Genomic DNA, 25641 nt, shown 5'->3' on the forward strand with positions numbered 1-25641 from the left:
GGAATGGGGATAACAATATGGATAAAAAAGTGGGGAAAACAGTCGCGATATCCGCTATGGCAGCTGCATTATTAGGTTCTTCGGGATACATCGTGTATGATAAGGGATTCAAGCGAACAGAGAAAAGTGCAGTTAAACTAGCAAGCGAAACAGAGAAAAAAGATGATCGTATTACAGGAAATAACAATCTGCAGTCTATGTTTCCAAATGTATTAGCGGACCCAAATAAACCACAAGATGCAAAAACGAACGAACCGGGGAAGATAAATTTATCTGATTTACTTGGTAACACAAAGTCGCCAATTACACCTGTAACATATAATTCAAATGAAGCGCAGGTTGATAAGAAGGAACCAGTAATCAAGTTGGATGATAGAACAGCACCGCCACCTCAGAATGTACCAAATACAAATGTACCAACACCTGTGGTAGATCCAAAACCATCAGTGCCAGATCCAAAGCCGATACCAGATCCAGATCCAAAGCCAAAACCAGAAGATCCAAAGCCAAAACCAGAAGATCCAAAACCAAAACCAGAAGATCCAAAGCCAAAACCAGAAGATCCAAAGCCAAAGCCAGTTCCAGATCGCCCTATAATCAGTATTTCACCTAACACAGGTGACATTCTAGTTACGTGGTATGAAAATAATCAGAAATATAGTACTGTATTCTTTAATCAGTTTTCTAGTGACCTCTTTGGTCAATCTTCCACTAAGCAACTAAATCCTGATACGTTAAATAACATGGTGGATAATTACTCAGCTCCTCAAGAAGACTTAACGCTTGTATCTCAAACAACTGCAAATCCAGGTGCCACTGGGAAAGCAAATTATAAATTAACACAGAATAACTTAGGACAAATTTTACAAATGGACTTTTCGGATAATGAGCGATTGTTTTATATTCGAAATCAACGAAATGCATTAAATTCATTAAGTGATGCGAATATGAAAGAGCAAGAATTACAAAAATTTTTAACGAAAGAAAAGAAACAATTTATTAACTCACTAGCTGAGCAAGTATACCGGGCTGCGCTACACGAGGAAAAGGCGTGGATGGACGATCCGAATAAGACAGAAGAATTAGGAAAGGCTTTAAGTAAATATTATTTAGTAACATCTGTTTTAGCGGATATAGATGATAAATTGATAGAACGAGCAAATGAACGTGTTAAATCTATTTTTAATAAAATAGTAGACGATAAATTAAAAACTATGAAAATTCAACCTATCCCAGTTCCTGGTCAATCAGTTACAACGAATGATGGGCAAGTAACAAAGCAAGATTCAAATGAAGAAAAGAAACAGGAAGAGAAAATGAAAGGAACGAAAGAATCTGAAAAACAAGATTCTATCGATGAAGTCATTAAGCAAGTAGAAGACTATTTGCACTCGCAAAGTCCAAATTACGAACAGGCTTTACTCCTCGCAGATCAATGGATTGACCAAGCAAAAGGAGAAAAACAAAGCCAGCTTATTCAGTACTTTACTCAAGCTGTCGAAGGACTTGTAGGACAGGTAAAGGATTCCAATACACCAGTTGAAAACGCATTGCAGAAAGCAAATTTATTAATTCAAGTGAATCGTGTTGAAAAAGCGGTTCAAGATGAAATGAGAAATACATGGTTAATGCCGCTAATATTTGAAGCGAATGCAAGTAAAGCGATGAGTGTTGGAAATCACTATAATGCTGTACTTTATATGGCAAACTCAATTCGTGTAAAACATCCACTTGAAAGAAGAGCTAGGGACGAATTGAACACTTATGCAACAAGCTTATGGAATGAAACAGAGGCAGCTTGGGATGAAATTAACGGAAAAGAACGTTGGCAAGATAATGCGAAAGAGAAAGTACTTCCATCTTATACATTATTGGCGCAATTAACAGATATTGATTCAACTATCGGTCAAATCCAAGGGGTAGGTGTATTTATTGATAAGGCGTCAAGAAAAATGGAAGGAATTCAGTTATTAAACGTTGCAAGTACTGAAGCAAACAAAGATGATACGAATCGTCTATATAACGCGCTGCATTACTATGGACAAGCGGCTGCTCGCGGTGTTGTCGAAAAAACTGGATTTACAAACGTAGTTAATGATTTAGTAGCACAAGCACAACAACTTGAAAATGAAGACTATGGACAAGCATTGAAGACATATCAATTTTTATATGCAACTCCAGGTGTGAAAGAACTAGGCGTCCATGACTTGAAAAAACCAATTCAATATTTAGGTACGTTTGATGCTGCAAAGAGCAAGAAAAAAGAAGGTTCTAATACTAGCATTGAAGATTTAGCAACAGCAATCGCATTGACAAATGAGTCAATGAAACTTGGATATAATAACCCAGTATCTACTGGCTTTATGAAAACAGTAACTGATGATATGCTTCAAAAAGGAAAAGAGGCAAATGATTTAAATACTGCATATAAATGCTATGAATTTTTAACACGCACAGATTATGAATTTATTCCTGAAACAACTAGAGCAGAAGCATTACAAAAGTTAAACGAAATTAAAGAAAGAGACAAAAACCAATAATGATAAATTCACCACCTTATTTAGATAAGGTGGTGAATTTATATAAAAGAAACGGAGCGATTATATATGAATATATCAGGTGTATGTCCATTAGATGAAGCATTAGTAGGAGCAATGCAGTATGAGAAGAAAAGAGGGCATTTTTATGATGTACTGCAAAAGTCTGATTTATATGTTATTGCTTCTGTAGAAGGAGATACAAAGACAGATGAAGAAGGAAATATGCTTTCGACTGATCATACAAAGCTTCAGCTGCATTACTTTGAAATGGAAGACGGGCTCCTTTTACCAATTTATTCGGATTTAAAACATTTAGAATTAGTAATACCGGAAGAGTGCCCTTATGTTTGTATGAATGCGGTGGAGTTGTTAAAACTAGTAGATTTAGAAGCGAATATTATGCTAAACCCAGGAACTATGTTTCAAAAGTTGTTTGTGAAAGAAGAAATAGAAGCGATTTGTGATGGTTCCATTTTTGATTTGTACCGAAAAGGGGAGTAAGAAGCAGGTAGGTTTCCTTTACATTTTGTTATAGAATAAAGGAAGGCGGTGGAAATTTTGGAGATTAAAGTTACGCCTGAGCAGCTTGAACAAGTTGCAAAGCGAATCTCAGATATGCAAAGACGCAGCCAAGAACTACAGCAACATCTAAATCAATCCATGTACAGTATCCAAACGGTTTGGCAAGGAGCGACAAGTCAACACTTCTACGGAGAATATGTTCGATCAACAAAGTTAATGGAAAATTATATACATAACTTACAGGGAACAGAAAATAAATTACGGCAAATCGCACAGAAGTTCCGCCAAGCGGATGAAGAGCACAAAGGGGAACAAAAGAAAGAAAAACTACAAGAACCTCATAAAAAAGAAAAAGAAAAGTCATGGCTAGACAAGGCATGGACTGAAACAAAAGAGTTCCTAGGTATTAACGATGCAATACGCGCAATTACCGGAAAGGATCCTGAAACAGGTAAGACACTTTCAACGAAAGACCGGTGGATTGCCGCGGGCTGGACAGCAATAAACTTTATACCAGTTGGGAAAGTCGTAGGCCTATTAGGAAAAGGAATCAAATTTGCAGGGAAATTCGTCGGAAAAGCTGTTATCAAGGCAACTAAGCCAATTGCAGAAGGCGTCACAATGATTACCTCAAAAGCAAAATCCTTTGTCCAAAAACTGGGGGACGCACTGCATAGAGGGAAAACAGTTGTAAAAACAGCATTCTTAGAAGCAGACAAGAAAGTACAAGCTGCGATTAAAACTCTTATGGAGTATAAGTGGATCCCAGGCACAGGAAAAGCGTATGCAATTCCAGGTGGTGGGTCTGTAAGAGATGCAGGGTCGCTGAAAGACGCGTATCAGTTTATGAAGGATACGGGCGAAAAAGTGAAGAATTGGATTGGAGGTAAGGGGACGCCAAAAGCTGACTTAGACAAAATTAGAGAAACTGCGCCGGATTACTATAAAGAATTGATAGACAAGTATGGGGATAAGGGAAGATACTTCGCTAGGTCTCCAGAAGAGTACGAGAGTTTGGCAAAAGATCCAGCAAAAAACTTTAAAATAAACGAGAAGTCAAAAATTGAGAGACTAGCAGGCTTAGAGTTAGAGGCGAGAGGGGACTTACCTGGTCCTATAGTTAGAGATACTAATCCAGCAGGTGCAGAATTTATTGATGCAACAGGTGTAAAGTGGGACGTTAAAGGATGGTATTCAAAATTTGCACCAAAGGGTTATACACTGGAAAAGGCAATTGCTGATATAGAAGAATCCCTTTCAAAAGGTGAAAATGTTATCATCGATTCATCAAAAATGTTCCCAGAACATATAGACGAAGTACGCGAAGCAGTAAAAGAATTCGGTTTAAGTGATAAATTGCTTTGGTGGCCATAAAATATGCGAAAGGAAGTATTATATGGAGGATAGTATGTTTTTACAACATCATAAATGGGCAGAGTCAGATGGTAATATTGGAGAGAAATTGGAAATTGTGAAGGAAGAATTAAAACAACTAAATCTTGCAGGGATGAATCTGAGTTGTTCAGAGATTGTAGAGTCAAATATGAACAATTCGTTTTTGACGAATAATGATATGAGTGATTGCTATTTTTTAAGTACATCATTCGAAGAAGTGAATTTCTCGGAATGTATACTGAGTAAAACAGTATTTGATTACGCATCCCTAAAACACTCAAATATAACAAATTGTGTAGGTATAAAATCGTCTTTTGAAGATACAGATCTTAGCTTTGCTAACATATCTGGATCTGACTTGAGGCGAGCATCATTTCGAAGAGCAAATCTAAGCTACGCAAAGTTCTCTAATGTTGATTTAACAAACGCTCTACTTGACGGGGCGCTTCTCTATGGAGCTAGTTTTGAAGAAATAAAGGGGATTGATCAAGTGTCTGCCAATCATATTTTTGTTGGAACTGAAGAGAAGTCAATAAGGTTGGACGGAGATGATATCCAAAAGTGGTTAATGGAGCAGAGGAGAGGATAATACCTTCATCAGCGAAATGACAATTTATTAGATTCCTTGCGCAAGAAACAAGTTAAATAGGATTTGTTAAGAATTTTATGTAAGACCATTTACTTTCCCAACAACAAGATCGTACAATACAACCAACAAGCCAAACACTAAATAATTCAAACACTTGATAAACGATATACTTTCAAAAGCTCATTCCTACTTGAATTATGAGTAGGAATGAGCTTTTTTTGCATGCCCAAAATCAAAGGAGGACGAAACGAATGGCCAAACGGGAACAGATAGCGTCAGAAGAGTTGAAGGAACAGCAGCCAGCACAGGAAGCAGAAAAGGAGGTACGCTCTATTGCCTAAGCCCGTCCAACATACGAGCAGCTTATGAAATTCTTAGTTACTGTCAGCGAGCAAGGGAATTACGTGAACAGGCGGCAGTGTTACAGCAATCAGGACGTACAGATTTTCAGGTTAGAGAAGAGGTTCAGCAGTTGTTGAACCGAGCGGAGCACTTGGGTTCGGTAGCAGAGCAGAAGGATGGACTGCCACGCCAACAAGCACTAGAACTCATAGACAGGTTAGACTGAGAAGTGTCAGATTGCAGGCAGCTTGTGCAGTATAACCAGACAATTCTAATACGGCAGAAGCAAGAACTTGAAGATGCAAAGGCAGCAGCGGCGAAAATGATTTAGGATGCAGAGGAGCGGCTGGAGCAACCAAATACGATAGTCGCAGGGGGAAGTAACGCAATGACGAAACATGAAGAATTCTTATGGGAATTGCTACTTCAAGAAAGCCAAATGAAAGCAGAGCTAACACGGATAGTGACGTTTATCGCTAAGACAGATCAGTTTGAAGCATTTCAATTACATCAGAAACAAAGGCAGAGAGTAGGAGGAAACTGTTAGAAGAATCATGCTTAATGGATGAATAAGAATATTGAAAATGTAGTAAAAACGGATAGATAAACAGCTTGGAGGCAAGATGCTGTCCCACGGTCGGGAAATGATACCCCGTGATATGAGGTTAGGCGGTGAAAAGATGGGAAAACGGCTGTGCGGAGCGAAGACGAAAAGCGGATTGATAATGGTGCAATATTAGATGCTAGTGACCCAAATAAAAATCCTCTATTCTCAGCGATTTATGGTGGGCACCTTGATATTGTAAAGTATCTTGTTCAGAATGGTATTGATATTACTGTTAAGTATACAGGGGATACTATGAAAGATATGGGAGCTTATGAATTTGCTATTGAAAGAGGGCAAACAGAAATTGCTGAATATTTAAAGCAGAAGATGGATGGAAAAGAATAAAAAGCGATTTTTTATTTAATAGTATTTGCTATAGAGATAACACAATAAAAGTGGTTACAATAACTTTATAAGTAATATAACAAGACTTAACGTTCCATGTTAAAGTGAAATATATAGACTTATAAGAAAAGTGAAGAAAAAGAATGTATTTTTGAAGTGGAAAGAAAAATAATAAGTTGTTAAAAAGTACATACTCTATGATGGTTGTACCATCATGGAGTACCTTGTGCAATGTTAGAATAGAAAAAGAAGTACGAGCTTAGGTGAGATGACATTTTATTGGGCGCCAAATATAAACACATGGAATGTATATTAAATTAACGAACTCGTACAAACCCGTAAGTTTTAACGCAGTAGTTGTCATGATATGTAAAAGGTGTCATACTGTTACTATAAATCTTACAAATTTATGCTACTTAAAAACATATAAACTTAAAGCACTTGATTGTCTATTAAAGGTAACGAGTGCTTTTTTATGTTTTAGCATAGAATCGAAAAAGCACATTGCAAATCGCACAGAAGTTCCGCCAAGCAGATGAAGAGTACAAAGGAGAACAAAAGAAAGAAAAACCACAGGGACCTCATAAGAAAGAAAAAGAAAAATCCTTTGTCCAAAAACTGGGGGATGCACCACATAAAGGAAAAACAGTCGTAAAAACGACATTCCTAGAAGCAAACAAGAAGGTACAAGCTGCGATTAAAACTATTATAGAGTATAAGTGGATTCCAGGGACGGGAAAAGCTTATGCAATTCCAGGTGGTGGGTCTGTAAGAGATGCAGGGTCACTGAAAGACGTGTATCAGTTTATGAAGGATACGGGCGAAAAAGTGAAGAATTGGATTGGAGGTGAGGGGGCGGCAGATGTTGGAAAAATGGTACACGATTTGAAAGTAAAACAACTTGGCAGAATGGTAAGACTGAAAGAATTGATGTTGAAAATCCTGCTCCGGGAGAAAGACCTGGTCAAATTCATTACCATGAGCCTAATAATACAAAATGGTATCTTGATATTGAAGAAAAGCAATTTTATAATCAGAAAACCGGTGAATTATGTTGATAAGAACTAATAAAAATATGATAGAGCTATTGAAAAAAACAAAAATTAAAAAAGAAGAAGTAATTAAAATAAATACAGATAATCTGGCTAAAATAATGATTCCAAACTTTAAAGAGGTACATGATTGTATTATAATTGATATGAATAATGAAATTAATGTGGAAAATGTAAATTTCAAAAGAATACTTTCTATGTTTAGGGATAGAACAGGATATGAGGCTAGTTGCAATGAAATAAGAATAAATGATTATATTGATTATTCTGATGAAATTGTAGTTCTACAATTAGCTGAAATTATTATGGATACATGGAAATACAAATTAAAAACAGAATATCCACAATACAAGTTCTGTATAATACTTAGTTTTAGTGAGGGGTATGTTACTATGAGATTTCATGTAGTTAGAGAAAATGAAAGTTCATGGTTAAAAGCTGATTTAGATGAATATAAGCATGAAGCTATAATGGTTAAAGAATTTTAAATATACTTGAATATTCACTGCAATAAAATATAGTATTTAACTGCATAAATTAAAGAACTTAAATAGGATATATTAACTAATAAATTATGTACAGTATTTTGATGCATAATATTAATAATGCAGTGAAAGGATGAAATGAATCAGCTGAAATTTAAGTAGGCTGGTTCATTTTTTTAGTAGATAACTTTAAATGAGTATTTTAAGATACAAATTTTACCAAATAAATAGAAATAAAGGGAACCCTATGCCACTTAAAGCTCGTTTTTGATTTGATCAAGTGACGTCCCAATTGTGGTTTCATAATAAACAAACTCAATGATACTACCCATTTTTTGTTTCCTCATGTCTTGAATTGCTATGTTGAATGCAGTCTTTCTAAGGTACATGGCAAAAATGTAAGTGAACTGAACCATGATCCAAAATCGTTTGATGGCTCGCTGATTTCGAACTTGGTAGCCATTGAAATCAACCACGCTTTTTACTTGCAATGCTCCAGCGATGACTGTAATACGCTAGAATTTGTTCCGTTGCCAGTTCTGAATCCGTGCTTAGAAAACAACGCATGTACTTGGGCTCCATTGTGTGTTCTTGGTTCCAACACACTAAAACGACACCATCATCTATATCATTTAACGCACCTTCGTAACGATAGACTCGATACGATTCGTTACCGACTGTCACTAAATCGGTCTCTTCTTCTTGAATGTATTTGGCGAATTCTTTTGCTTGAATCCGAATTCCTTTTGGATAGAGAATGCGGTTGGTTTTCAACGCACCAATCACATGAATGCCTTGTGATAATGCTGTTTCGATGATGGAGTGTGAGGTATACCAACTGTCACATAGTAAGTAAACGGGTTGTTGAAAGGACGGCACACGTTTGATCATGTCCATGGAAAGCTTAATTTTACTTTCCGTTTTTTCTTTATGAAACAATTGAAACTCATACGGATAAGCTTGTTCCTTCGTTTTCATCATTAGTTGTACGACTTAATGTCCCCAAACAGTTTTGCCATTTGTATGCGAAAAATGATACCCACATGATTCGGTGGGGAGATTTGCCTGTGACGAAGGCTTTGTCTTTTCGCAAATGGTATCATCAAGTAGGAAAAATACAGGTTCACACTTAGCGATGTTTTGGATGATGGCTAAACGAGTGGATTTCAGTCAATTTTCTTGTAAGACCTACACTTAACATTCCATCTATGAAGTGAGTAAAGTGACGGATGACAGGCTTTGAGAAATAAAATGGTAAATTCCATTCGACTAAACTGTTGTAGATTTCTTTTTGATGTGATAGTCTTTCATTGGACAAATAACGCTCCTTTGGATGGATGTAATGACTCAGTAAAGTGAGACAAGGATAAAGCACCCCCACTGTCGTATGTGTAATGACCCAGTAAAATGAGACAAGGATAAAGCACCTCCACTGTTGTATGTAAATGTAAACGACAAATTGGAGGTGTTTTTTCTATGGGGAAAAAGAAAAATTATTATCCAGAATCTGTGAAGAGACAAGTGATTGAATTGAAGTTGGAGGGAAAGTTAACCAATCGTGAAATTATGGAGAAGTTTGGTATTCGTGATGTGTCGCAGATTAAAAGATGGATGAAATGGTTTCGAAATGGGGAAGAACATCGATTCGCACAACCAATTGGCAAACAGTATAGTTATGGGAAAGACTCTGCAGATTTAACGGAAGTGGAAGAGTTAAAACGAACAAATGCTTATCTTAAGATGAAAGTAGAAATATTAAAAAAGTATCAGGAAATCGAAAGGAGATGATCCCAGAATTCATCATTACACTCGTAGAGGAAATGAAAAATCGTTATCCCATTGGTCTTATCTGTGAATGCATAGGGATCTCCCGTGCTACTTATTATCGCTGGAAAAAAGTCATGGGACTTATCTCCTTTAGAAAAGTAAATTAAAAATTTTTGTATAACTTACAAATTTTGAATTGGACACCGCACCGTTACGGGGTTATTACGAACAAAATTAGCAATACACGTTAACCGAAAGACAGTACAAAGAATTATCAAAAATACAACCTTCGGTGTAGAGTAAAACCAAAACGAAAAGTGAAGATATTAGGAGAAAGTCAGAAAGTGGTACCTAATCGTTTAGAACAAAATTTTCAAGCGGACAGACCGAATCAAAAGTGGGTAACGGATATTACCTACTTACCTTTTGGAGAATCTATGATGTATTTATCAACAATTATGGACCTGTATAATAACGAAATCATCGCTTATCGTGTGAAAGAGAGTCAGGATGTATCTCTTGTGCTAGAGACTTTACAAGCTGCTTGCGAGAACCGAGAAGTAAAAGGAGTCACACTTCATAGTGATCAGGGATCCGTCTATACTTCCTATGCCTTTCAGAATTTAGCTGAAGAAAAAGGCATTATCACAAGCATGTCCAGGAAAGGAAACTGCTTCGATAATGCCGTCATTGAATCCTTCCACTCCACCATAAAGTCGGAAGAATTCTATACCCCAAAAAGGGTACGCCTTACAAACTCTATTGTACTAGAAAAAGTGAATGATTTCATGCATTATTATAATCACATGCAACCGTTTAAAAAATTAAACTATCTGTCCCCGGTTGAGTATAGGTGTTTTATTCCTGTCTCACATCAGTGGTCCAGTTCAACTAAAGGAAAAAGTGCTTTTTTATGTTTTAGCATAGAATCGAAAAGGCACATTGCAAATCGCACAGAAGTTCCGCCAAGCGGATGAAGAGCACAAAGGGGAACAAAAGAAAGAAAAACTACAAGAACCTCATAAAAAAGAAAAAGAAAAAGAAAAGTCATGGCTAGACAAGGCATGGACTGAAACAAAAGAGTTTCTAGGTATTAACGATGCAATACGCGCAATTACCGGAAAGGATCCTGAAACAGGTAAGACACTTTCAACGAAAGACCGGTGGATTGCCGCGGGCTGGACAGCAATAAACTTTATACCAGTTGGGAAAGTCGTAGGCCTATTAGGAAAAGGAATCAAATTTGCAGGAAAATTCGTCGGAAAAGCTGTTATCAAGGCAACTAAGCCAATTGCAGAAGGCGTCACAATGATCGCCTCAAAAGCAAAATCCTTTGTCCAAAAACTGGGGGATGCACTGCATAAAGGAAAAACAGTCGTAAAAACGACATTCTTAGAAGCAGACAAGAAGGTACAAGCAGCGATTAAAACTCTTATGGAGTATAAGTGGATTCCAGGGACGGGAAAAGCTTATGCAATTCCAGGTTGTGGGTCTGTAAGAGATGCAGGGTCGCTGAAAGACGTGTATCAGTTTATGAAAGAGACTGGGGAGAAGATTGTTGGTAGTGGTGGTAAGGGAGCCAGTGAGGCTAAATTATCCAAGGTAATAAAAAATAGTGATATCCCTAATATGAAAAGGCAGGAAATTATTGATTCCATACCCGATAATTGGAAAGTTAGTGATAATAATGGGTTTGCACATATAAGAGATGAAAATGGCGTTATTAGAATGAGAATAGATCCACCAGATAAAGTTACAAAATATGATCATGTCCATATATATGATAAAAATGGGAATGCCTTAGATATCAATGGAAATATTGTTGATAGAAAGAGCCCAGATGCACATATTCCATATAAGAAATGAGGAGAAGGAAAGAAATGAATGCTCAACAACTACAAGAAAAGATAGATAAATTATATTATTGGGATGCTCGGGTATTGAAATTGTATAGTGATAATTTTAGTGATGTAGTTATTCTAGCATATGATGATGGAGAGGAAATAGTAACTTATAGATTTCTTTGTTGCTATAAATCTGAATTTCTTCATTGGTTAGATTATGAAAAGGAAAAGCCATATAGAACTTTAAAGCAAGAACAAATACCGTATTTTCTTCAAGATATAAAAGTGGAAGAAATTGAAAAAGAGAAGAGGGAACTTTATTTATGTAAAATACTAATGCCCCCTATGGAAGTAGAAATATGGTGCAAAGATATTGAGATATCTAGTGATGTGAAATAAAAATGCTTGATTAATTGGATAGGGAGAAAATAATTTTTAGGTTAAATGATTTCAGTTTGAAAATGTAGTCTTATTGAAAAGAGAAATCCCTCTTTAGTAAACTAGCAGAAGTGTACCCCATAGGGTGAAAATTCCCTGTGGGGTATGCTTATGGGAGTTTAAGATGGTGGAGGCTCGTTCAATTAGGAAACGGCTGTTGTAATGGGATGAATGCAAATATGTACTTAAATATTTACTATGAAGTAATCCGTGACGGACATTATTTAGTCATTACGGATTATTTATTGTGTGATTAGTATTGAGGATTGGTAATAATATTCATAGGTGTTAATGAATTTTTCGTATAGCGAATAATAGTATTGCTCAATTCATTTGCATAAGTTACTGGTTTTCTTCAAGGTTTTGTACTGTTATATCATATCTAGCTAAAACGTTTCCTTGTTCTTCCGATGTTTTGAATAACTTTTTTCTAATTCTAATTGTAAATTTTAGCTACCCAATAGTTGTTCTGGAGTTACTTCTAATGCTTCTAAAAGTTTTGATAGACGGTTACCAATTGGTAGAGCTGTTATCAAGGCAACCAAGCCAATTACAGAAGGCGTCACAATGATTGCTTTAAAAGCAAAATCCTTTGTCCAAAAACTAGGAGACGCACTACATAAGGGAAAAACAGTCGTAAAAACAATATTCCTAGAAGCAGACAAGAAAGTACAAGCTGCGATTAAAACCCTTATGGAGTATAAGTGGATTCCAGGGACGGGAAAAGAGTATGCAATTCCAGGTGGTGGGTCTGTAAGAGATGCAGGGTCGCTGAAAGATGTATATCAGTTTATGAAGGATACGGGCGAAAAAGTGAAGAATTGGGTTGGAGGTGAAGGGGCTACACAAGCTGAAGAAATCGTAGGAACAAAGCATAATGCAATTAAACCTACTCAAGATATGGTTAATAGAGAAAAAGTAGATTATTATATTGAAAAACTTAAGGCAGGAGAAAAGATAGAACCAATAGAAGTTGTAGATATTGAAGGAAAAGGAAAATTTATAATTGAAGGACATCATAGATATGTTGCAAGTAAAGAAACTGGAATTCTGATTGAAATAAAAATAAAGAAAGACAATAGACCAACAGGAATGCCAGACTGGTCATATGTTGATTGGAAAAAATATATTAATGAAGAACAATTTTGGGGGGATTAATTATGGGATTCGAAGCTTACAGAATAGCAGTAAGATTAGAGGATAGTGTTTCTAAGAATGATATTAAAAAAAAGTTAATTCAATTAGGTGGTAATCTAATTGATGAAGATAGTAAATGTGGTTATGTAAATATTGATTTCAATCTTGAACAAGGTGTAATTGAAGTATTACTTGAAAATCCATATGAGGTACACAAAGGTCTATATGGGGAAGAAAAACTTGATGAAGTTAGAAATCAATTAAGAATATATATTAGATTTGCTAAACCCAATTCAATAGAAATAGTAGATAAGATAATTCAACTTCTGATAAAAATAGATGAAGAATATAAGATTAAAGGCGTTTTAGATTTACAGAGTAAAACTAGAATAGTATTAAATGATTATAGTGAATTTAAGAATAATGTAGTTTTAGCAAAACAGGAATTTAATAAGTATTATCCAGATGTAAAATATCCAATAAAATGCGAAGCTGTTTTCAAAGAATATAGAGCAAGTAATCCCGAAAAGTATGAATAAAATTATAATAGAAGATTTAAAACTCGCTTAATAATAAATATAAAATTAACTGCATATTATAAAAGTATTAATTGATTAATGTGAAGTAACAATTAGTTGTATAATAACTAGAGTCATAATATTAATAATGTAGTGAAAAATGAAATGAATCAGCTGAAATTTAAGTAGGCTGGTTCATTATTTTTTTAGCAGTTAATATATGCTACAAATACATTCTTCAAAAGAACTACATTCAAAAGCAACGATAACACACCAGAAAAAGGAGTTTTAAAGGACTGTGAATAAGAATGGCATAGAGTTTTAAAAGTGTTGAATAAAGCCTAAAGCTACTGAATTTAATAGAAATTGATAGATGATTAAAATCTTTACAGCAGTTCATCAAGTATAAGTATCTGATAGAGGATTTCCTTGATAATTAATGCCTGCACCTTTAGGAGCCAGTAAAGCAAGGATGAAAGCGATGTGTAAGTTGATGGGCTAGGAAAATCTATGCTCAATAAATTCGCTTATAAGCTGATAGTCATAACAATCGTATGTGTAGGATAAAAGTATTAATAATTTAACAGATAGAGGTATCTGATAAAGGACTTCCTGGATAATTAGAACAGGTATCTTCAGGAGCCAATAAAATGAGCTGTAAACGCTAAAATAAAATTGACAGTTTTGCTAAGATGTTTTTTACACTTTCGCCAAAAAATTCAACTTTTAAGTAAACTAGGAGTATTCGTTTACTGGGGGTTAGTATTTACAGTAAATCGCACAGAAGTTCCGCCAAGCGGATGAAGAACACAAAGGAGAACAAAAGAAAGAAAAACTACAAGAACCTCATAAAAAAGAAAAAGAAAAGTCATGGCTAGACAAGGCATAGACTGAAACAAAAGAGTTCCTAGGTATTAACGATGCAATACGTGCCATTACCGAGAAGGATCCTGAAACAGGCAAGACACTTTCAACAAAAGACAGGTGGATTGCCGCGGGATGGACAGCAATAAATTTTATACCAGTTGGGAAAGTCGTAGGCCTATTAGGAAAAGGAATCAAATTTGCAGGAAAATTCGTCGGAAAAGCTGTTATCAAGGCAACTAAGCCAATTGCAGAAGGCGTCACAATGATCGCCTCAAAAGCAAAATCCTTTGTCCAAAAACTGGGGGATGCACTGCATAAAGGAAAAACAGTCGTAAAAACGACATTCCTAGAAGCAAACAAGAAGGTACAAGCAGCGATTAAAACCCTTATGGAGTATAAGTGGATTCCAGGCACAGGAAAAGCTTATGCAATTCCAGGTGGTGGGTCTGTAAGAGAGCCAGGGTCGCTGAAAGACGCGTATCAGTTTATGAAAGAGACTGGGGAGAAGATTGTTGGTGGTGGTAAGGGAGCTACAAAACCAGAAAAGCTTATTAATGATTTACGTGATTACACATCAAAAAAATGGAATGTTGATGGAAACAAAATAATGTTTGATAAAAAAGGAATGAAACATGTTTTAGAAAGACATCATTCAGATTATTGGAATGGTTCAGTAAAAGCAGAACAATCATTTTTAAACAAAGATTTGTCAATATCTGATATACAAAATATAGCAGGAGAAGTTATAAGTCAGAATAGGGATATTATTATTTCCAAAGGAACAAGAGGTATGTATCAAATTGAGGGAAAAGTAGATGGAATAACATATATTGTTGGATTTAAAAATGGAAGAATAGGACAATTATACCCTAAATAAAAATCCGAGGAGGTGTTAATATGATTAGTGTAAAATCATATATAAAAAATGATAAAATAATAACTTCATTAGATAATATTGAAAGTGATTTTCTTGAATATTTTATGCATTTTAACGATGTAAAATGTTTAGAACTAGTTACTGATTTTGATTATATGGAAGGTGCAATAATAATAAACTATTATGAAAATCCTATTTTAGGATTTAAACAGTGGGATATGATTGATCAGTTATGGTCATATTTCATAAATGCAATTGAAGAATTGCTGGAAAATCAAAACGGTGTAAGTTTTTATTTTCCAGACCAACCTTTAGAAGTAAAAATGCAGTTTATTTCGCAGGAGCAAATTTTATTATCTATAGCAGGAGAAAAAACATGTTTTAATAAAAATGAATTATTATTTGCTTTATTAAAAGGAGCAGAAAACTTTTTTGATATATTGAAAGAATGTCCCGATGAATATCTTGTAGAACATAGTAATAATGAATTGAAGAGAATAGAAAAATTATTAAATAACTTGAACATTTAAATGTAGATATAAGTTGTTCCGAATTTGAGGAAGTATTATTAAACGGAGTAACATTGAAAAATATTAAAGGTATAGAAGACGCTCACTTTGTAAGCATTAATATTGGTACATTGGAGCAACCCATCCTGTTGGAGCAAGAACAAGAAAAGAAATGGATAATAGAAAATAGTTTGTAGCAATAGTAAAAAAAGCTAATTTAGCTACAAAATAATACATACACCATAGTGTAACTTAGACATCTTTAAAGAAACATGTAAAAGTATTAGAGAGCCGTCCCCTTTGTATTGGAGTGGCTCTCTTCATTATCTAAGCCAACTTACATATTCCTCATCAAAATACATCTAGCCGCCTTCTTTTATCCTACCACTATTTACAAAAATCCAATTTTCATAGTGATAGTGTACGTCATATGCTCCAACATTATTAATCTGTTCAACAACCACCAGTACTTGCACCTTTTCTAAATAAGAAAGAAAAATCATGATTAGAAAAAGCATGGACTGGAACAAAAGAGTTTCTAGGTATTAACGATGCAATTCACGCAATTACCGGGAAGGATCCTGAAACAGGTAAGACACTCTCAACGAAAGACCGGTGGATTGCTATAGGCTGGACAGTAGTAAACTTTATACCAATCGGGAAAGCTCTAGGCCTTGCAGCAAAAGGAATCAAACTTGCAGGGAAATTCGTCGAAAAAGCTGTCATCAAGGCAACCAAGCCAATTGCAGAAGGCGTAACAATGGTCGTCTCAAAAGCAAAATCCTTTGTCCAAAAACTAGGAGGTGCACTACATAAAGGAAAAACAGTCGTAAAAACAACATTCTTAGAAGCGAATAAGAAGGTACAAGCAGCGATTAAAACCCTTATGGAATATAAGTGGATTCCAGGGACGGGAAAAGAGTATGCAATTCCAGGTGGTGGGTCTGTAAGAGATGCAGGGTCGCTGAAAGACGCGTATCATTTTATGAAAGAGACTGGGGAGAAGATTGTTGGTAGTGGTGGTAAGGAGACGGAAGATGTTAGTAAGAAGGCCAGCGGAGCTAACATTCCTAAGATAGATATGTCTAAGGTCAATCAAACTGCAAATGCTCCTAAAAAAGGTAGGGAAACAGTTGTTGGGCATGCACTGCAAAAACAGGCTGGAAGAAACCTGAATATTTGGGGGAAAGTTAAAGGTAATTCTGAACAAATTAATAACACCGCTAAAAAACACTTAGATGAAATATTAAATGCTCCAGGAGATTTTAAGGTGGTCAAGTCTAAAAATGGGTTATCATTTTTAGAAAAACAATTATCAGATGGTCGTGGGGTACGTTTGAATATGGATGGAACGTTCAAAGGATTTATAGACCAAAAGCGATAAGAAGGAGAATTTATGAAAAATTTAGAGCTTATTTTTAAAGATGTGATGGTATTTGACATAAAGAAAATATTCAGTTTTTTGCATTTCAATGAGGAGAATATCGTCTCATCACATTTTTTTATGAATGATGAAGATTTAACTTATCAGGATATAAAGAACTTAGATAATTATTTTCAAGTGCCCTGTACGTGTAACATCTTGATTAATGATTTAGAAATAGGAGTTACAATAAATAAAGTGTTAATTATCATTTCATTTGACGAGGTATACGGCGATATAACGTTTAATTTTTCAGAAGATGATTGGGGAAATATTGAGATGGCTGAGGATAAAAAGGTAATATTACTAAAAGAAAAATTAGAAATGCTAATTAACAGAATAACTTATAGTTCAATATTATTTGGCTATGAACCTGCTGAGGATGAAGACATGCAACTTTTTACTATGTCTAAATAATAAAAACAAATACCTAGTAGCTAATTAGCTGCTGGGTATTTATTTGGTTAAACTGCTCTATTACTTTTTGAGCAGAATAATATTTACATAAATCGACCAATTCATTAAAGGATAAACTAATTAATTCTTTTAACAAAATATTTTTTGCTTGTTTCTCACTTGTAATAATTTTTTTGTAGTAAGTATCAGTTTCTAGGTTAAATTCTTCAGCTTCGATATTATCACCATGTTTTTTCATATTAATAGTAGTTTAAAGTATATAGTTTCTATATTGAATAAAATGTTCGAGTTCAATTTCCAATATTGTCTTTGTTGTGAAATCATATTTCTAATAATTCTTCCGTTGATATAGAAAATATTTTAACTATCTTTTGTAATAATCCTTCATTTGGTAATTTATTTCCTTTATCTAGGATCATTAGTTTATCGATAATAATATCAAGCTTTTTTGCCAATTCTTCATTAGAAAATTCAGCTTCAGTTCTTAAGCGTTTTAAATTTTGTGCAAAAGGTAGCTGTAAATGAAAATCAGTGAAAGTTTCTTTTCTATAAAGCTCATTGATCTAATATCAAAGGAGAAATAACTATATTTTCAGAACTGGACTGTTGTTAAAGTTATAGTAACCTAATTTTGTAATTTAGAGATAAGTTCCCTAATATTAAATTAAATGTTGTTACCAATAGCATAGTGAAATAAGTGTTAAAATTCATAAATGATTGGTGGAGGTAATATGAATAATAATGTTAATTATGAATCAATAATAGACGATGTTCAATTGGATTTTGAAGAGTATATTGATGCAGATGGTTTAACAGTCACACAAGCTACTTCAAAGATTATTGAAGAAGAATGGAGAAATTTAAATACAAGTGATTTTATTAGATACTTTTATTTTATTAGAGTTGGAATAGAGAGCCTAAAAAGGAATCAAATTGCCGATTTCCTCTATGAAAAATTGTCTAATATAGATACGGTTATTTTAGAAATAGAGAACGATGAAATAAATTTTCTAAAAGAAGGTATATCAATTTATAAAGAAATGCTATTAAATAGCCGTTATGACATTATAGAAACTACTTTTGAAAATAAGTCTAGAATTGAATATATATTGAGTATTAATCAGGAAGAATAAACGTCTATTTTGCTAGATTTTGAGGGTAGAGAAAGAAGAATTTAAAAGAACAAGTAAAAATGCTAAAGCGAACGGTGGACATGTTATGCTGGAAAGTGTTCGACGAATAAGTAAAGTGATAGCTATTTTGTGAGTTCCTGGGGCACTGACAAAGTCATATTCCCAATAAAAGAAGTCAACAACGATGTTAGGAGAACGGGGCGGTCTGTTGACTTCTTTTATAGTGTTTGCTGTTTGAAAAATTTAGCTCTGTTTATTTCGAATATATTTTATTAAGCCACTTTTTAGTTCTCTATGATATTTTTTGTTGCTTCTTCAAGACGGTTACCAGTTGAGAAGGTAGTTATTAAGGTAACCAAGTCAATTGCAAAAGATGTGGAAATCATCACCTCAAAAGCAAAATCCTTTGTCCAAAAACTAGGAGACGCACTACATAAAGGAAAAACAGTCGTGAAAACAACATTCCTAGAAGCAAGCAAGAAAGTACAAGCTGCGATTAAAACCCTTATGGAGTATAAGTGGATTTCAGGAAAAGAATAAGCGTTGGTGGATGGTGGATCTGTAAGAGATGCAAGTTCACTGAAAGACGTGTACCATTTTATGGAAGATTCGGAAAAAGTTAAAAATTAGACTGGGAATAAAGTTACTGGTTATACAGGCGGAAGAACCAAAGCTGAATTAGACGAGTTAGCAAGAGACCCTTCCCATGGAGGAAAAATTGAACCTCAAGGTATAAAAGAAAGAGAAGTAGGTCTTCAATAGGTTCTAATGGACAACCTATAACAAGTCCACGTAAAGGTGCTTTTAAAGTTGACAAAGGCATAAAGAAGATTCAAGAAGAGTTTAACAAAGGAAATAATGTAATTATTGACACAAGAAAATTGATTCCTGAACATATTGAACAACTAAAAAAAGCAATTGATGAAGCAGGAGTAGCAGGTAAAATAATATGGTATCCATAAGGAGGAAACAAGTGAAAAACAATATTATTAGCAAGTTTGAATTGCATAAAAAATGGGTTGAGACGATTGGTGAGGAAGGTGAAAAGTTAAGGTTAGATGAAGTGGATCTAAGAAATTTCGATTTATCTGATAAATCATTAGATCAAGCATATGTAACAGATTGTATTTTTGATAATCTTAATTTGGAGAATATCGATTTTTATGCATCAATTTTATGTTCATCAACTTATAGAAATGCCAATCTGAATGCATGTGATTTTTATAAAGCAGATTTGTCATATACAGATTTTTCTAATGCTACTATTAGAAATGTTAGATTTAGTAAAAGTGATTGTTCGGAAGCGATTTTTAATAATGCAGATTTAATAGAATGTAATTTGATAAATGCTTCTTTTTACTTAACTGATTTCAGTAATGCGAGATTAAATAATGTAGATATAAGTTGTTCCAGATTTAAGGAAGTATTATTAAACGGAGTAACATTGAAAAATATTAAAGGTATAGAAGAAGCTCACTTTGTAAGCATTAATATTGGTACATTGGAGCAACCCATCCTGTTGGAGCAAGAACAAGCAAAGAAATGGATAATAGAAAATAGTTTGTAGCAATAGTAAAAAAGTTAATTTAGCTACAAAATAATACATACACCTTAGTGTAACTTAGACATCTTGAAAGAAACATGTAAAAGTATTAGAGAGCCGTCCCCTTTGTATTGGAGTGGCTCTCTTCATTATCTAAGCTAATTTACATATGATTCATCAAAATACATCCAGCCGCTTTCTTTTATCTCACCACCATTTACAAAAATCCAATTTTCATAGCGATATTGTACGTCATATGCCCCAACATTATTAATCTGTTCAACAATAATATCACCAGTACTTGCACCTTTTCTAAATAAGAAAGAAAAATCATGATTAGAAAAAGCATGGACCGGAACAAAAAAGTTTCTAGACATTAACGATGGCATACGTACCATTATCGGAAAAGACCACGAAACAGACAAGAAGGTACAAGCTGCGATTAAAACTCTTATGGAGTATAAGTGGATTCCAGGCAAAGAGTATGCGGTGGAGGGTGGTGGATCTGTAAGAGATGCAGGATCGCTGAAAGATGCGTATCAGTTTATGAAGGATAAGTGGACGGGACAAGGTACTAAGTCTATAAATACCTCAATGGAGACACTCACAAGAGATGATGCAAGACAAGCGGCACAAAATCTGCTTCAAAATGGAGAGATTAGCTTATCCAATTTAGAGTCGATGATTCCATCGGGAGTCCCAAACACCTTTGTTAAAACAAGTTCCATTACAGATGGAGCAAAGTATGAATTTTTACTTGTCGATGGCCAAAAGGTAATTATCCGATGGCACTCGCCAGACCCTGTAGCTGCAAGTAAGTATCCTGGATCTGTCTCAGGAAATCGTTGGACTGCATAAATAAAGATTGGGAATAAACAAATGAAAACGGATGGAACATGGACAAAAAATCAGTCTTTAAATGAAGTTCACGTTCCAATAGAGGGGAAATGAAAATGAATCTTAAAGAAATTGAGAAATTACCAGATAGAATGCCAACAGGGGCGTTAGCATTAATGTTCCAAAATGTATTAATTGAGCTTGCATCAGAAAATATTGATAAACAAGAGTTTTTATTAATTTTTAGCCAATTAACAGATAGACAAGTCATGACCTATGAATTACTGGAGAATGAAACAAGAAAACAAGTGGACGAGGTTCTTTGTAGTTTATGGAATACTGACTCCTATGAGGATGTTGATATTATACTTTCAATTGTTGTAAACCTTGGTTTAGAGAATTGCTTTGCGAAAATTAAGCAGTCAATAACTCAAAATGAAAAAATAGATGAAATGATACTGAATGAAATATTAGAAACCATTGATGAAGTTGGTGAGAACATTTCTAACCCATATCATGACTTGGAAAGATATAAATAATCAAATCCTGTTTGCAAATCCAACAACATAATCGTATAGTACAACCAACAAACCAAACACTAAAATACTGGATAAACTTTTAAAAGCTCTTTCCAACTTGAACCATGAGTAGGAATGAGCTTTTTTGTATGCCCAAAATAACCAATGCTAAAAGAAGTACAGACAGTAGTAGAGGGGACTTACCTGGTCCTATAGTTAGAGATACTAATCCAGCAGGTGCAGAATTTATTGATAAAACAGGTGTAAAGTAGGATGTTAAAGGATGGTATTCAAAATTTGCACCAAAGGGTTATACACTGGAAAAGGCAATTGCTGATATAGAAGAATCCCTTTCAAAAGGTGAGAATGTTATCATCGATTCATCAAAAATGTTCCCATTTAGATGCTGTTTCTTATACAGCTTATCAAGCATATAAAAAGGAAAAAAGAAAATTTGTTCCTCAAGTGGTTGAAGTGATTGATGACGAAACACTAAGAATATTAGGTGAAAATGCGATTGAATCTGGTTATTTTAAGATTGAAAGTCTAAATAATGTAACAAGATACCTATTGGAAAACTACTCATTAAAGGATAGTATTGAAACCTACAATTATATAAAAAGGGATAGCTTACCACTGACTTAAAAACATAAGATAGACCTTCTTCCTAAAGGGAGAAGGTTTTTTCACCTTAATAAATCGAATAGCACCAATTTTACGATTAAGGAGTAGTAAGTATGAGTAAACGAAAAAAGGGTTAAATTAGGTGATGTTTTTGCAATTCCTTTGCCAAACAAATTGCTGCGGTTTGGGAGACAAAACATATTATTAATAGAATAATGGGTTGTGATAAATGGAATAAAATTTAGGATAGAAACCTTGATTAGCTATATGCCTTTCAAGTTTTTTTGATTTATCAAATGGAACTTGATATATATTTTTAGAGGTAAAGGAATTAATGGAGCAAACTTAATGAAGACATTGGAAATAGACAGGGGATGGGCTTACAGGAGATACTTGCTCATCTTTCGTCTGTCCAAATAAATTATGTGTTGGTGCTCAAAACAAGCCGATTAGGAGAAATAGGGGGTATTTTCCTAGATATTATCAAACTACCTTAGATAGAGTTAGGAGGGTAAGTATGAGCTTAGTAAGTAAAATGGAAGTAATATTAAATAAAAGGAAAAAATTAAATTTAAATGATGACTATGGAATAGAAAAAAGTTGGCATGAAATAATAGAAGTTCTCTCAGAAAATGAAGGGAATACTATAAAATATTTAGAAAGTTGTAGTAAAGATAATTTATATTGGATAAGTGAAGTTTTTGAAGATATAGCAGAAAACTTTCAAAGCAAACACTTTATTAATTGTTTAAGAAAATTGGATGAAAAGTTTCCAGAACTAGAAATGACAAACGATATTGATATAGCAGAAGACTACATAGAAAATTTTCAGATTAAATAATATGAATTGTTTTTAAGAAACGAAATCGCATGAATTAGTCAGTAAACCTCAAACATTTTTTAAAATAGGTGATGATGAATGGATAGAGGTTATTGGAAGGATTGATATAAATGATAAATAGTACATTTTATAATGGATTTGAAGGAGAAGGAGAAATTTCCTTTGTTAGATTCAAATACAGAAAAAAAGGGGACTCTAAAAGAGTATTTTTATTATGAAGGCTGGTATAATGATTCACCTTGGCTTATTGATGATGTTTCATTGACTATTAAGCAGTTGAAAACTTTTGACATTGATAATATAAAAGAATCTTCTTCGATGAGGAACACATTAATTGAAGTGATTAAAGAAATTTTATCTTTTTTAGAACAAAATAGTTCTGAGGATATATATAGAATATGAGTGAAAATTGAATTTACAATTATAATTTTTCTACCTATTTTGCTAGATTCTAAGAGCAGAGAAAGAAAAATTTAAAAGAACAAGATAAACAATTAGAGCAAACGGTGGGCATGTTATGCTGGAAAGTGTTCGACGAATAAGCAAAGTGTTAGCTATTTTGTGAGTCCCTAGGGCACTGACAAAGCCACATGCCCAATAAAAGAAGTCAACAGCTACGTTCCTCTAACGTCGTTGTTGACTTCTTTTATAGTATTTTCTGTTTAAAAAATTTAGCTCTGTTTATACACTTTTTCATTCGTGAATATGTGTAAGGGATTTTGCTGAACTCAAGTTAAGAATGAAAGGAATCTAACTTGTTTTGTTGCTTTTTTAGATCAAAATAAAAATAAAGATATACACCATATATACCAAACACAACAGCTAGTAAAGAAAAGATTAAAATTAAGAGGACTGCTAAAGCATTTTGCGATAATGAACCTATACATATCTGCCCAATAATATATCCCAGTCCTGAAACATACACAATTGGAGAAATTTTTATGTTGTCTTTTTCCTCATTGTTTAATCGTCTTAAAAAACTTTTTATTCCAAGGGAAATTAGTTTATAAATTGTAAAAATGTAAAGCGAAAAAGTAACAATAAAAAACAGCGGTGTTTCAATCTTAATAAAAGTATAAGCAAATTTTTGAATCACTATAAAGCTTCCGAAAGAAAAAGTTGCTCCCATGAATCCATTATATAATATGTGTACCAATCTTAACTCATGTGGTTTATAAAAAAATACCCAAATGCCCCATATATTAGATATCAAAAGAAAAGGTAAAATGATATATAAATATATGGTAAAGGTCGGAGGAAATAAAAATGGCGTTAAGACCATAAAGTTAATAACAACCCACACCATAATGACACTTGACCTAACACTAAAGGGCATCAATGTTTGCATAATTTGTTCTGTGCTTTTGCCATGATATTTTTCCATATAAATCTCCCATAAAATTCAACTCGTTTTTCTAGTACAGAGCCTATGACTGATTATATTTTCTCTTTATAAATCTATTTTCATTTTTCGACATCTTTGTCTAGCTCTGTCTCCTTTATCGTTATGCTATTGTTTCATAGTCTAATATTATTGTCTTCTTTCTTTTCTTGTAAGTTTAGAATTCTTTTGAGAATGTTGTATGTTGACATGCCCTGAAGTTTTGGATTGTCTTCTTTCTTTTCTTGTAAGTTTAGGTTTCTTTTGGGAATGTTGTATGTTGACATACCCTGAAGCCTCGACTTGTTTTTTGAAATCAAAGTAAAAATATAAATGGGTACTTAAAGCCAGGAAAACAATTGAAATAAATGATAAGATAATGATCAGCACAATTGCTATAGATTTTTGGTTCAAAATCCCAATACTAACTTGCCCAATCATATAGCCTAAACCTGAAAAAAGTACGATTTTAGGAATTTTTACATCTGGATCAGCTATCCCTCTTAAGCGGGCTGTAAAATATTTAATCCAGAAGAACTCGGATTTATAAACAACTAAACCAAATGCTATCAGCGATAGGATAAAAAATAAAGGTGATTCTAGTTCGACGAATTCGTAAGCTAACTTTTGAACAGCTATAAAGCTACACAATGAAATACTTGATGCAACAAATCCGGAATATAGTAAATGTTGTAATTGAGGTTGCCGAGGCTTATGAATTGAAATCCATATTCCCCATAGATTACATATCACATAAAACGGAAGAGCCGCGTAAGAGTATATACTGTAGGGTGGAAATATGAATAGAATGATGAGTAGCAAAAAATTCATGATACACCATACGAAGGCCCCGACAATATTTCTTACATCAAATGGTATTAATATTCGTATACAATCTTCTATGTTGTTGCCGTTATATTTGTCCATTATGCACCTCATGAAAAATGAAAAGATTTTATTATTTGTATGCGTTTGCATCTAACGTCCAACTAATTCTCGAGGGAACTTTGAATTCCAATCATTGTTTCATGATTAAACAGACTAGTTAATACATATACTTCTTTACTTGATAACATAAGAGTTTCAGTAG

30 protein-coding genes and 5 pseudogenes are annotated in these 25641 nt (G+C 34.0%); 30 read left to right on the forward strand and 5 right to left on the reverse strand.

The features are described from left to right. Window positions 1-17 precede the first annotated feature (17 nt). From MR076_RS02805 to MR076_RS02845, 9 genes and pseudogenes are all read left to right on the forward strand, one after another. Window positions 18-2540, forward strand: coding sequence for a hypothetical protein (locus tag MR076_RS02805; RefSeq protein WP_242217367.1), 2523 nt, complete (start codon window positions 18-20; stop codon window positions 2538-2540). A gap of 66 nt (window positions 2541-2606) precedes the next feature. Further along, window positions 2607-3041 carry an SseB family protein gene (locus tag MR076_RS02810; protein ID WP_242217369.1) on the forward strand — a complete coding sequence of 145 codons (435 nt, stop codon included), beginning with the start codon at window positions 2607-2609 and terminating at the stop codon, window positions 3039-3041. A gap of 57 nt (window positions 3042-3098) precedes the next feature. Continuing rightward, window positions 3099-4436 carry a WXG100 family type VII secretion target gene (locus tag MR076_RS02815; RefSeq protein WP_242217370.1) on the forward strand — a complete coding sequence of 446 codons (1338 nt, stop codon included), beginning with the start codon at window positions 3099-3101 and terminating at the stop codon, window positions 4434-4436. 22 nt (window positions 4437-4458) lie between these two features. After that, window positions 4459-5046 carry a pentapeptide repeat-containing protein gene (locus MR076_RS02820; RefSeq protein WP_242217372.1) on the forward strand — a complete coding sequence of 196 codons (588 nt, stop codon included), beginning with the start codon at window positions 4459-4461 and terminating at the stop codon, window positions 5044-5046. Between the two features lie 730 nt (window positions 5047-5776). Then, complete coding sequence (locus tag MR076_RS02825) at window positions 5777-5935, forward strand: hypothetical protein (protein WP_242217374.1); 159 nt, start codon at window positions 5777-5779, stop codon at window positions 5933-5935. A 162-nt stretch (window positions 5936-6097) separates the two neighbouring features. Continuing rightward, window positions 6098-6340 (forward strand): annotated as a pseudogene (locus MR076_RS02830) (ankyrin repeat domain-containing protein); the annotation flags it as partial. Window positions 6341-6651: 311 nt separating this feature from the next. After that, window positions 6652-6879 carry a hypothetical protein gene (locus MR076_RS02835; protein ID WP_242217573.1) on the forward strand — a complete coding sequence of 76 codons (228 nt, stop codon included), beginning with the start codon at window positions 6652-6654 and terminating at the stop codon, window positions 6877-6879. Beyond that, complete coding sequence (locus tag MR076_RS02840) at window positions 6845-7408, forward strand: hypothetical protein (RefSeq protein WP_242217376.1); 564 nt, start codon at window positions 6845-6847, stop codon at window positions 7406-7408. Before MR076_RS02835 ends, MR076_RS02840 begins: the two co-directional genes overlap by 35 nt. Window positions 7409-7427: 19 nt before the next feature. Further along, window positions 7428-7880: a hypothetical protein gene (locus tag MR076_RS02845; protein ID WP_242217378.1), complete on the forward strand. Its 453-nt coding sequence runs from the start codon at window positions 7428-7430 to the stop codon at window positions 7878-7880. Window positions 7881-8131: 251 nt separating this feature from the next. Here MR076_RS02845 and MR076_RS02850 read toward each other — a convergent pair. Next, a pseudogene (locus MR076_RS02850) lies at window positions 8132-9195 on the reverse strand (transposase). A 158-nt stretch (window positions 9196-9353) separates the two neighbouring features. Between MR076_RS02850 and MR076_RS02855 the strand changes: the two are divergent. From MR076_RS02855 to MR076_RS02905, 12 genes and pseudogenes are all read left to right on the forward strand, one after another. Continuing rightward, window positions 9354-10498: pseudogene (locus MR076_RS02855) on the forward strand (IS3 family transposase); the annotation flags it as partial. 88 nt (window positions 10499-10586) lie between these two features. Beyond that, window positions 10587-11510, forward strand: a complete 924-nt coding sequence (locus MR076_RS26710) for a pre-toxin TG domain-containing protein (protein WP_396021640.1) — start codon at window positions 10587-10589, stop codon at window positions 11508-11510. Window positions 11511-11524: 14 nt separating this feature from the next. Beyond that, a complete protein-coding gene (locus MR076_RS02865; protein WP_242217381.1) occupies window positions 11525-11887 on the forward strand; it encodes a hypothetical protein in 363 nt (120 codons plus the stop codon). A gap of 137 nt (window positions 11888-12024) precedes the next feature. Next, a complete protein-coding gene (locus MR076_RS02870; RefSeq protein ID WP_242217382.1) occupies window positions 12025-12183 on the forward strand; it encodes a hypothetical protein in 159 nt (52 codons plus the stop codon). 310 nt (window positions 12184-12493) lie between these two features. After that, window positions 12494-13084 carry a ParB N-terminal domain-containing protein gene (locus MR076_RS02875; protein WP_242217385.1) on the forward strand — a complete coding sequence of 197 codons (591 nt, stop codon included), beginning with the start codon at window positions 12494-12496 and terminating at the stop codon, window positions 13082-13084. Between the two features lie 2 nt (window positions 13085-13086). Further along, the gene (locus MR076_RS02880) at window positions 13087-13602 is read left to right on the forward strand and encodes a hypothetical protein (protein ID WP_242217387.1); all 516 of its coding nucleotides are present in this window, start codon (window positions 13087-13089) and stop codon (window positions 13600-13602) included. Between the two features lie 754 nt (window positions 13603-14356). Continuing rightward, window positions 14357-15325 (forward strand): annotated as a pseudogene (locus tag MR076_RS26960) (pre-toxin TG domain-containing protein); the annotation flags it as partial. Between the two features lie 20 nt (window positions 15326-15345). After that, window positions 15346-15855 carry a hypothetical protein gene (locus MR076_RS02890; protein ID WP_242217389.1) on the forward strand — a complete coding sequence of 170 codons (510 nt, stop codon included), beginning with the start codon at window positions 15346-15348 and terminating at the stop codon, window positions 15853-15855. 53 nt (window positions 15856-15908) lie between these two features. Then, on the forward strand, window positions 15909-16031 hold the full coding sequence (locus MR076_RS26310; RefSeq protein WP_277928326.1) for a hypothetical protein: 123 nt from the start codon (window positions 15909-15911) through the stop codon (window positions 16029-16031). A gap of 326 nt (window positions 16032-16357) precedes the next feature. Beyond that, window positions 16358-16516 (forward strand): annotated as a pseudogene (locus MR076_RS26315) (pre-toxin TG domain-containing protein); the annotation flags it as partial. 78 nt (window positions 16517-16594) lie between these two features. Then, a complete protein-coding gene (locus MR076_RS02900; RefSeq protein WP_242217391.1) occupies window positions 16595-17218 on the forward strand; it encodes a hypothetical protein in 624 nt (207 codons plus the stop codon). Between the two features lie 12 nt (window positions 17219-17230). Further along, on the forward strand, window positions 17231-17674 hold the full coding sequence (locus tag MR076_RS02905) for a hypothetical protein (protein ID WP_242217393.1): 444 nt from the start codon (window positions 17231-17233) through the stop codon (window positions 17672-17674). Window positions 17675-17687: 13 nt separating this feature from the next. On the opposite strand, the gene MR076_RS02910 is transcribed toward MR076_RS02905, so the two are convergent. Further along, the gene (locus MR076_RS02910; protein ID WP_242217395.1) at window positions 17688-17912 is read right to left on the reverse strand and encodes a hypothetical protein; all 225 of its coding nucleotides are present in this window, start codon (window positions 17910-17912) and stop codon (window positions 17688-17690) included. 493 nt (window positions 17913-18405) lie between these two features. On the opposite strand from MR076_RS02910, the gene MR076_RS02915 reads away from it, so the two are divergent. The 3 genes from MR076_RS02915 (at window position 18406) to MR076_RS02925 (ending at window position 20374) form a co-directional block, all read left to right on the forward strand. Then, window positions 18406-18807, forward strand: a complete 402-nt coding sequence (locus MR076_RS02915) for a hypothetical protein (protein ID WP_242217397.1) — start codon at window positions 18406-18408, stop codon at window positions 18805-18807. Window positions 18808-19101: 294 nt separating this feature from the next. Further along, the gene (locus tag MR076_RS02920; RefSeq protein ID WP_242217399.1) at window positions 19102-19347 is read left to right on the forward strand and encodes a hypothetical protein; all 246 of its coding nucleotides are present in this window, start codon (window positions 19102-19104) and stop codon (window positions 19345-19347) included. A 433-nt stretch (window positions 19348-19780) separates the two neighbouring features. Next, complete coding sequence (locus tag MR076_RS02925; RefSeq protein ID WP_242217401.1) at window positions 19781-20374, forward strand: pentapeptide repeat-containing protein; 594 nt, start codon at window positions 19781-19783, stop codon at window positions 20372-20374. A gap of 134 nt (window positions 20375-20508) precedes the next feature. Here the strand turns inward: MR076_RS02925 and MR076_RS02930 are convergent, their stop codons facing one another. Further along, window positions 20509-20748, reverse strand: a complete 240-nt coding sequence (locus MR076_RS02930) for a hypothetical protein (protein WP_242217403.1) — start codon at window positions 20746-20748, stop codon at window positions 20509-20511. A gap of 55 nt (window positions 20749-20803) precedes the next feature. Here MR076_RS02930 and MR076_RS02935 point away from each other — a divergent pair, with 55 nt between their 5' ends. The 6 genes from MR076_RS02935 (at window position 20804) to MR076_RS02955 (ending at window position 23572) form a co-directional block, all read left to right on the forward strand. Beyond that, window positions 20804-21208, forward strand: coding sequence for a hypothetical protein (locus tag MR076_RS02935; RefSeq protein WP_242217405.1), 405 nt, complete (start codon window positions 20804-20806; stop codon window positions 21206-21208). Window positions 21209-21303: 95 nt separating this feature from the next. Next, window positions 21304-21726 carry a hypothetical protein gene (locus MR076_RS02940; RefSeq protein ID WP_242217406.1) on the forward strand — a complete coding sequence of 141 codons (423 nt, stop codon included), beginning with the start codon at window positions 21304-21306 and terminating at the stop codon, window positions 21724-21726. Between the two features lie 128 nt (window positions 21727-21854). Then, on the forward strand, window positions 21855-21977 hold the full coding sequence (locus MR076_RS26320; RefSeq protein WP_277928329.1) for a hypothetical protein: 123 nt from the start codon (window positions 21855-21857) through the stop codon (window positions 21975-21977). A gap of 94 nt (window positions 21978-22071) precedes the next feature. Further along, a complete protein-coding gene (locus MR076_RS02945; protein WP_242217408.1) occupies window positions 22072-22350 on the forward strand; it encodes an Imm6 family immunity protein in 279 nt (92 codons plus the stop codon). 496 nt (window positions 22351-22846) lie between these two features. Beyond that, complete coding sequence (locus MR076_RS02950; protein ID WP_242217410.1) at window positions 22847-23170, forward strand: hypothetical protein; 324 nt, start codon at window positions 22847-22849, stop codon at window positions 23168-23170. A 162-nt stretch (window positions 23171-23332) separates the two neighbouring features. Beyond that, a complete protein-coding gene (locus MR076_RS02955) occupies window positions 23333-23572 on the forward strand; it encodes a hypothetical protein (RefSeq protein WP_242217411.1) in 240 nt (79 codons plus the stop codon). 331 nt (window positions 23573-23903) lie between these two features. Here MR076_RS02955 and MR076_RS02960 read toward each other — a convergent pair whose 3' ends face one another. Together MR076_RS02960 and MR076_RS02965 are read right to left on the reverse strand one after the other, a co-directional pair. Then, entirely contained in the window at window positions 23904-24554 is a 651-nt protein-coding gene (locus tag MR076_RS02960; protein WP_242217413.1) for a hypothetical protein, read from the reverse strand. A gap of 147 nt (window positions 24555-24701) precedes the next feature. Continuing rightward, the gene (locus MR076_RS02965) at window positions 24702-25478 is read right to left on the reverse strand and encodes a hypothetical protein (RefSeq protein ID WP_242217415.1); all 777 of its coding nucleotides are present in this window, start codon (window positions 25476-25478) and stop codon (window positions 24702-24704) included. Window positions 25479-25641 lie beyond the last annotated feature (163 nt).

It is taken from the genome of Bacillus cereus group sp. BfR-BA-01380, assembly GCF_022663535.1.
In the GTDB taxonomy this organism is placed as follows: Bacteria; Bacillota; Bacilli; order Bacillales; family Bacillaceae_G; genus Bacillus_A; species Bacillus_A cereus_BB.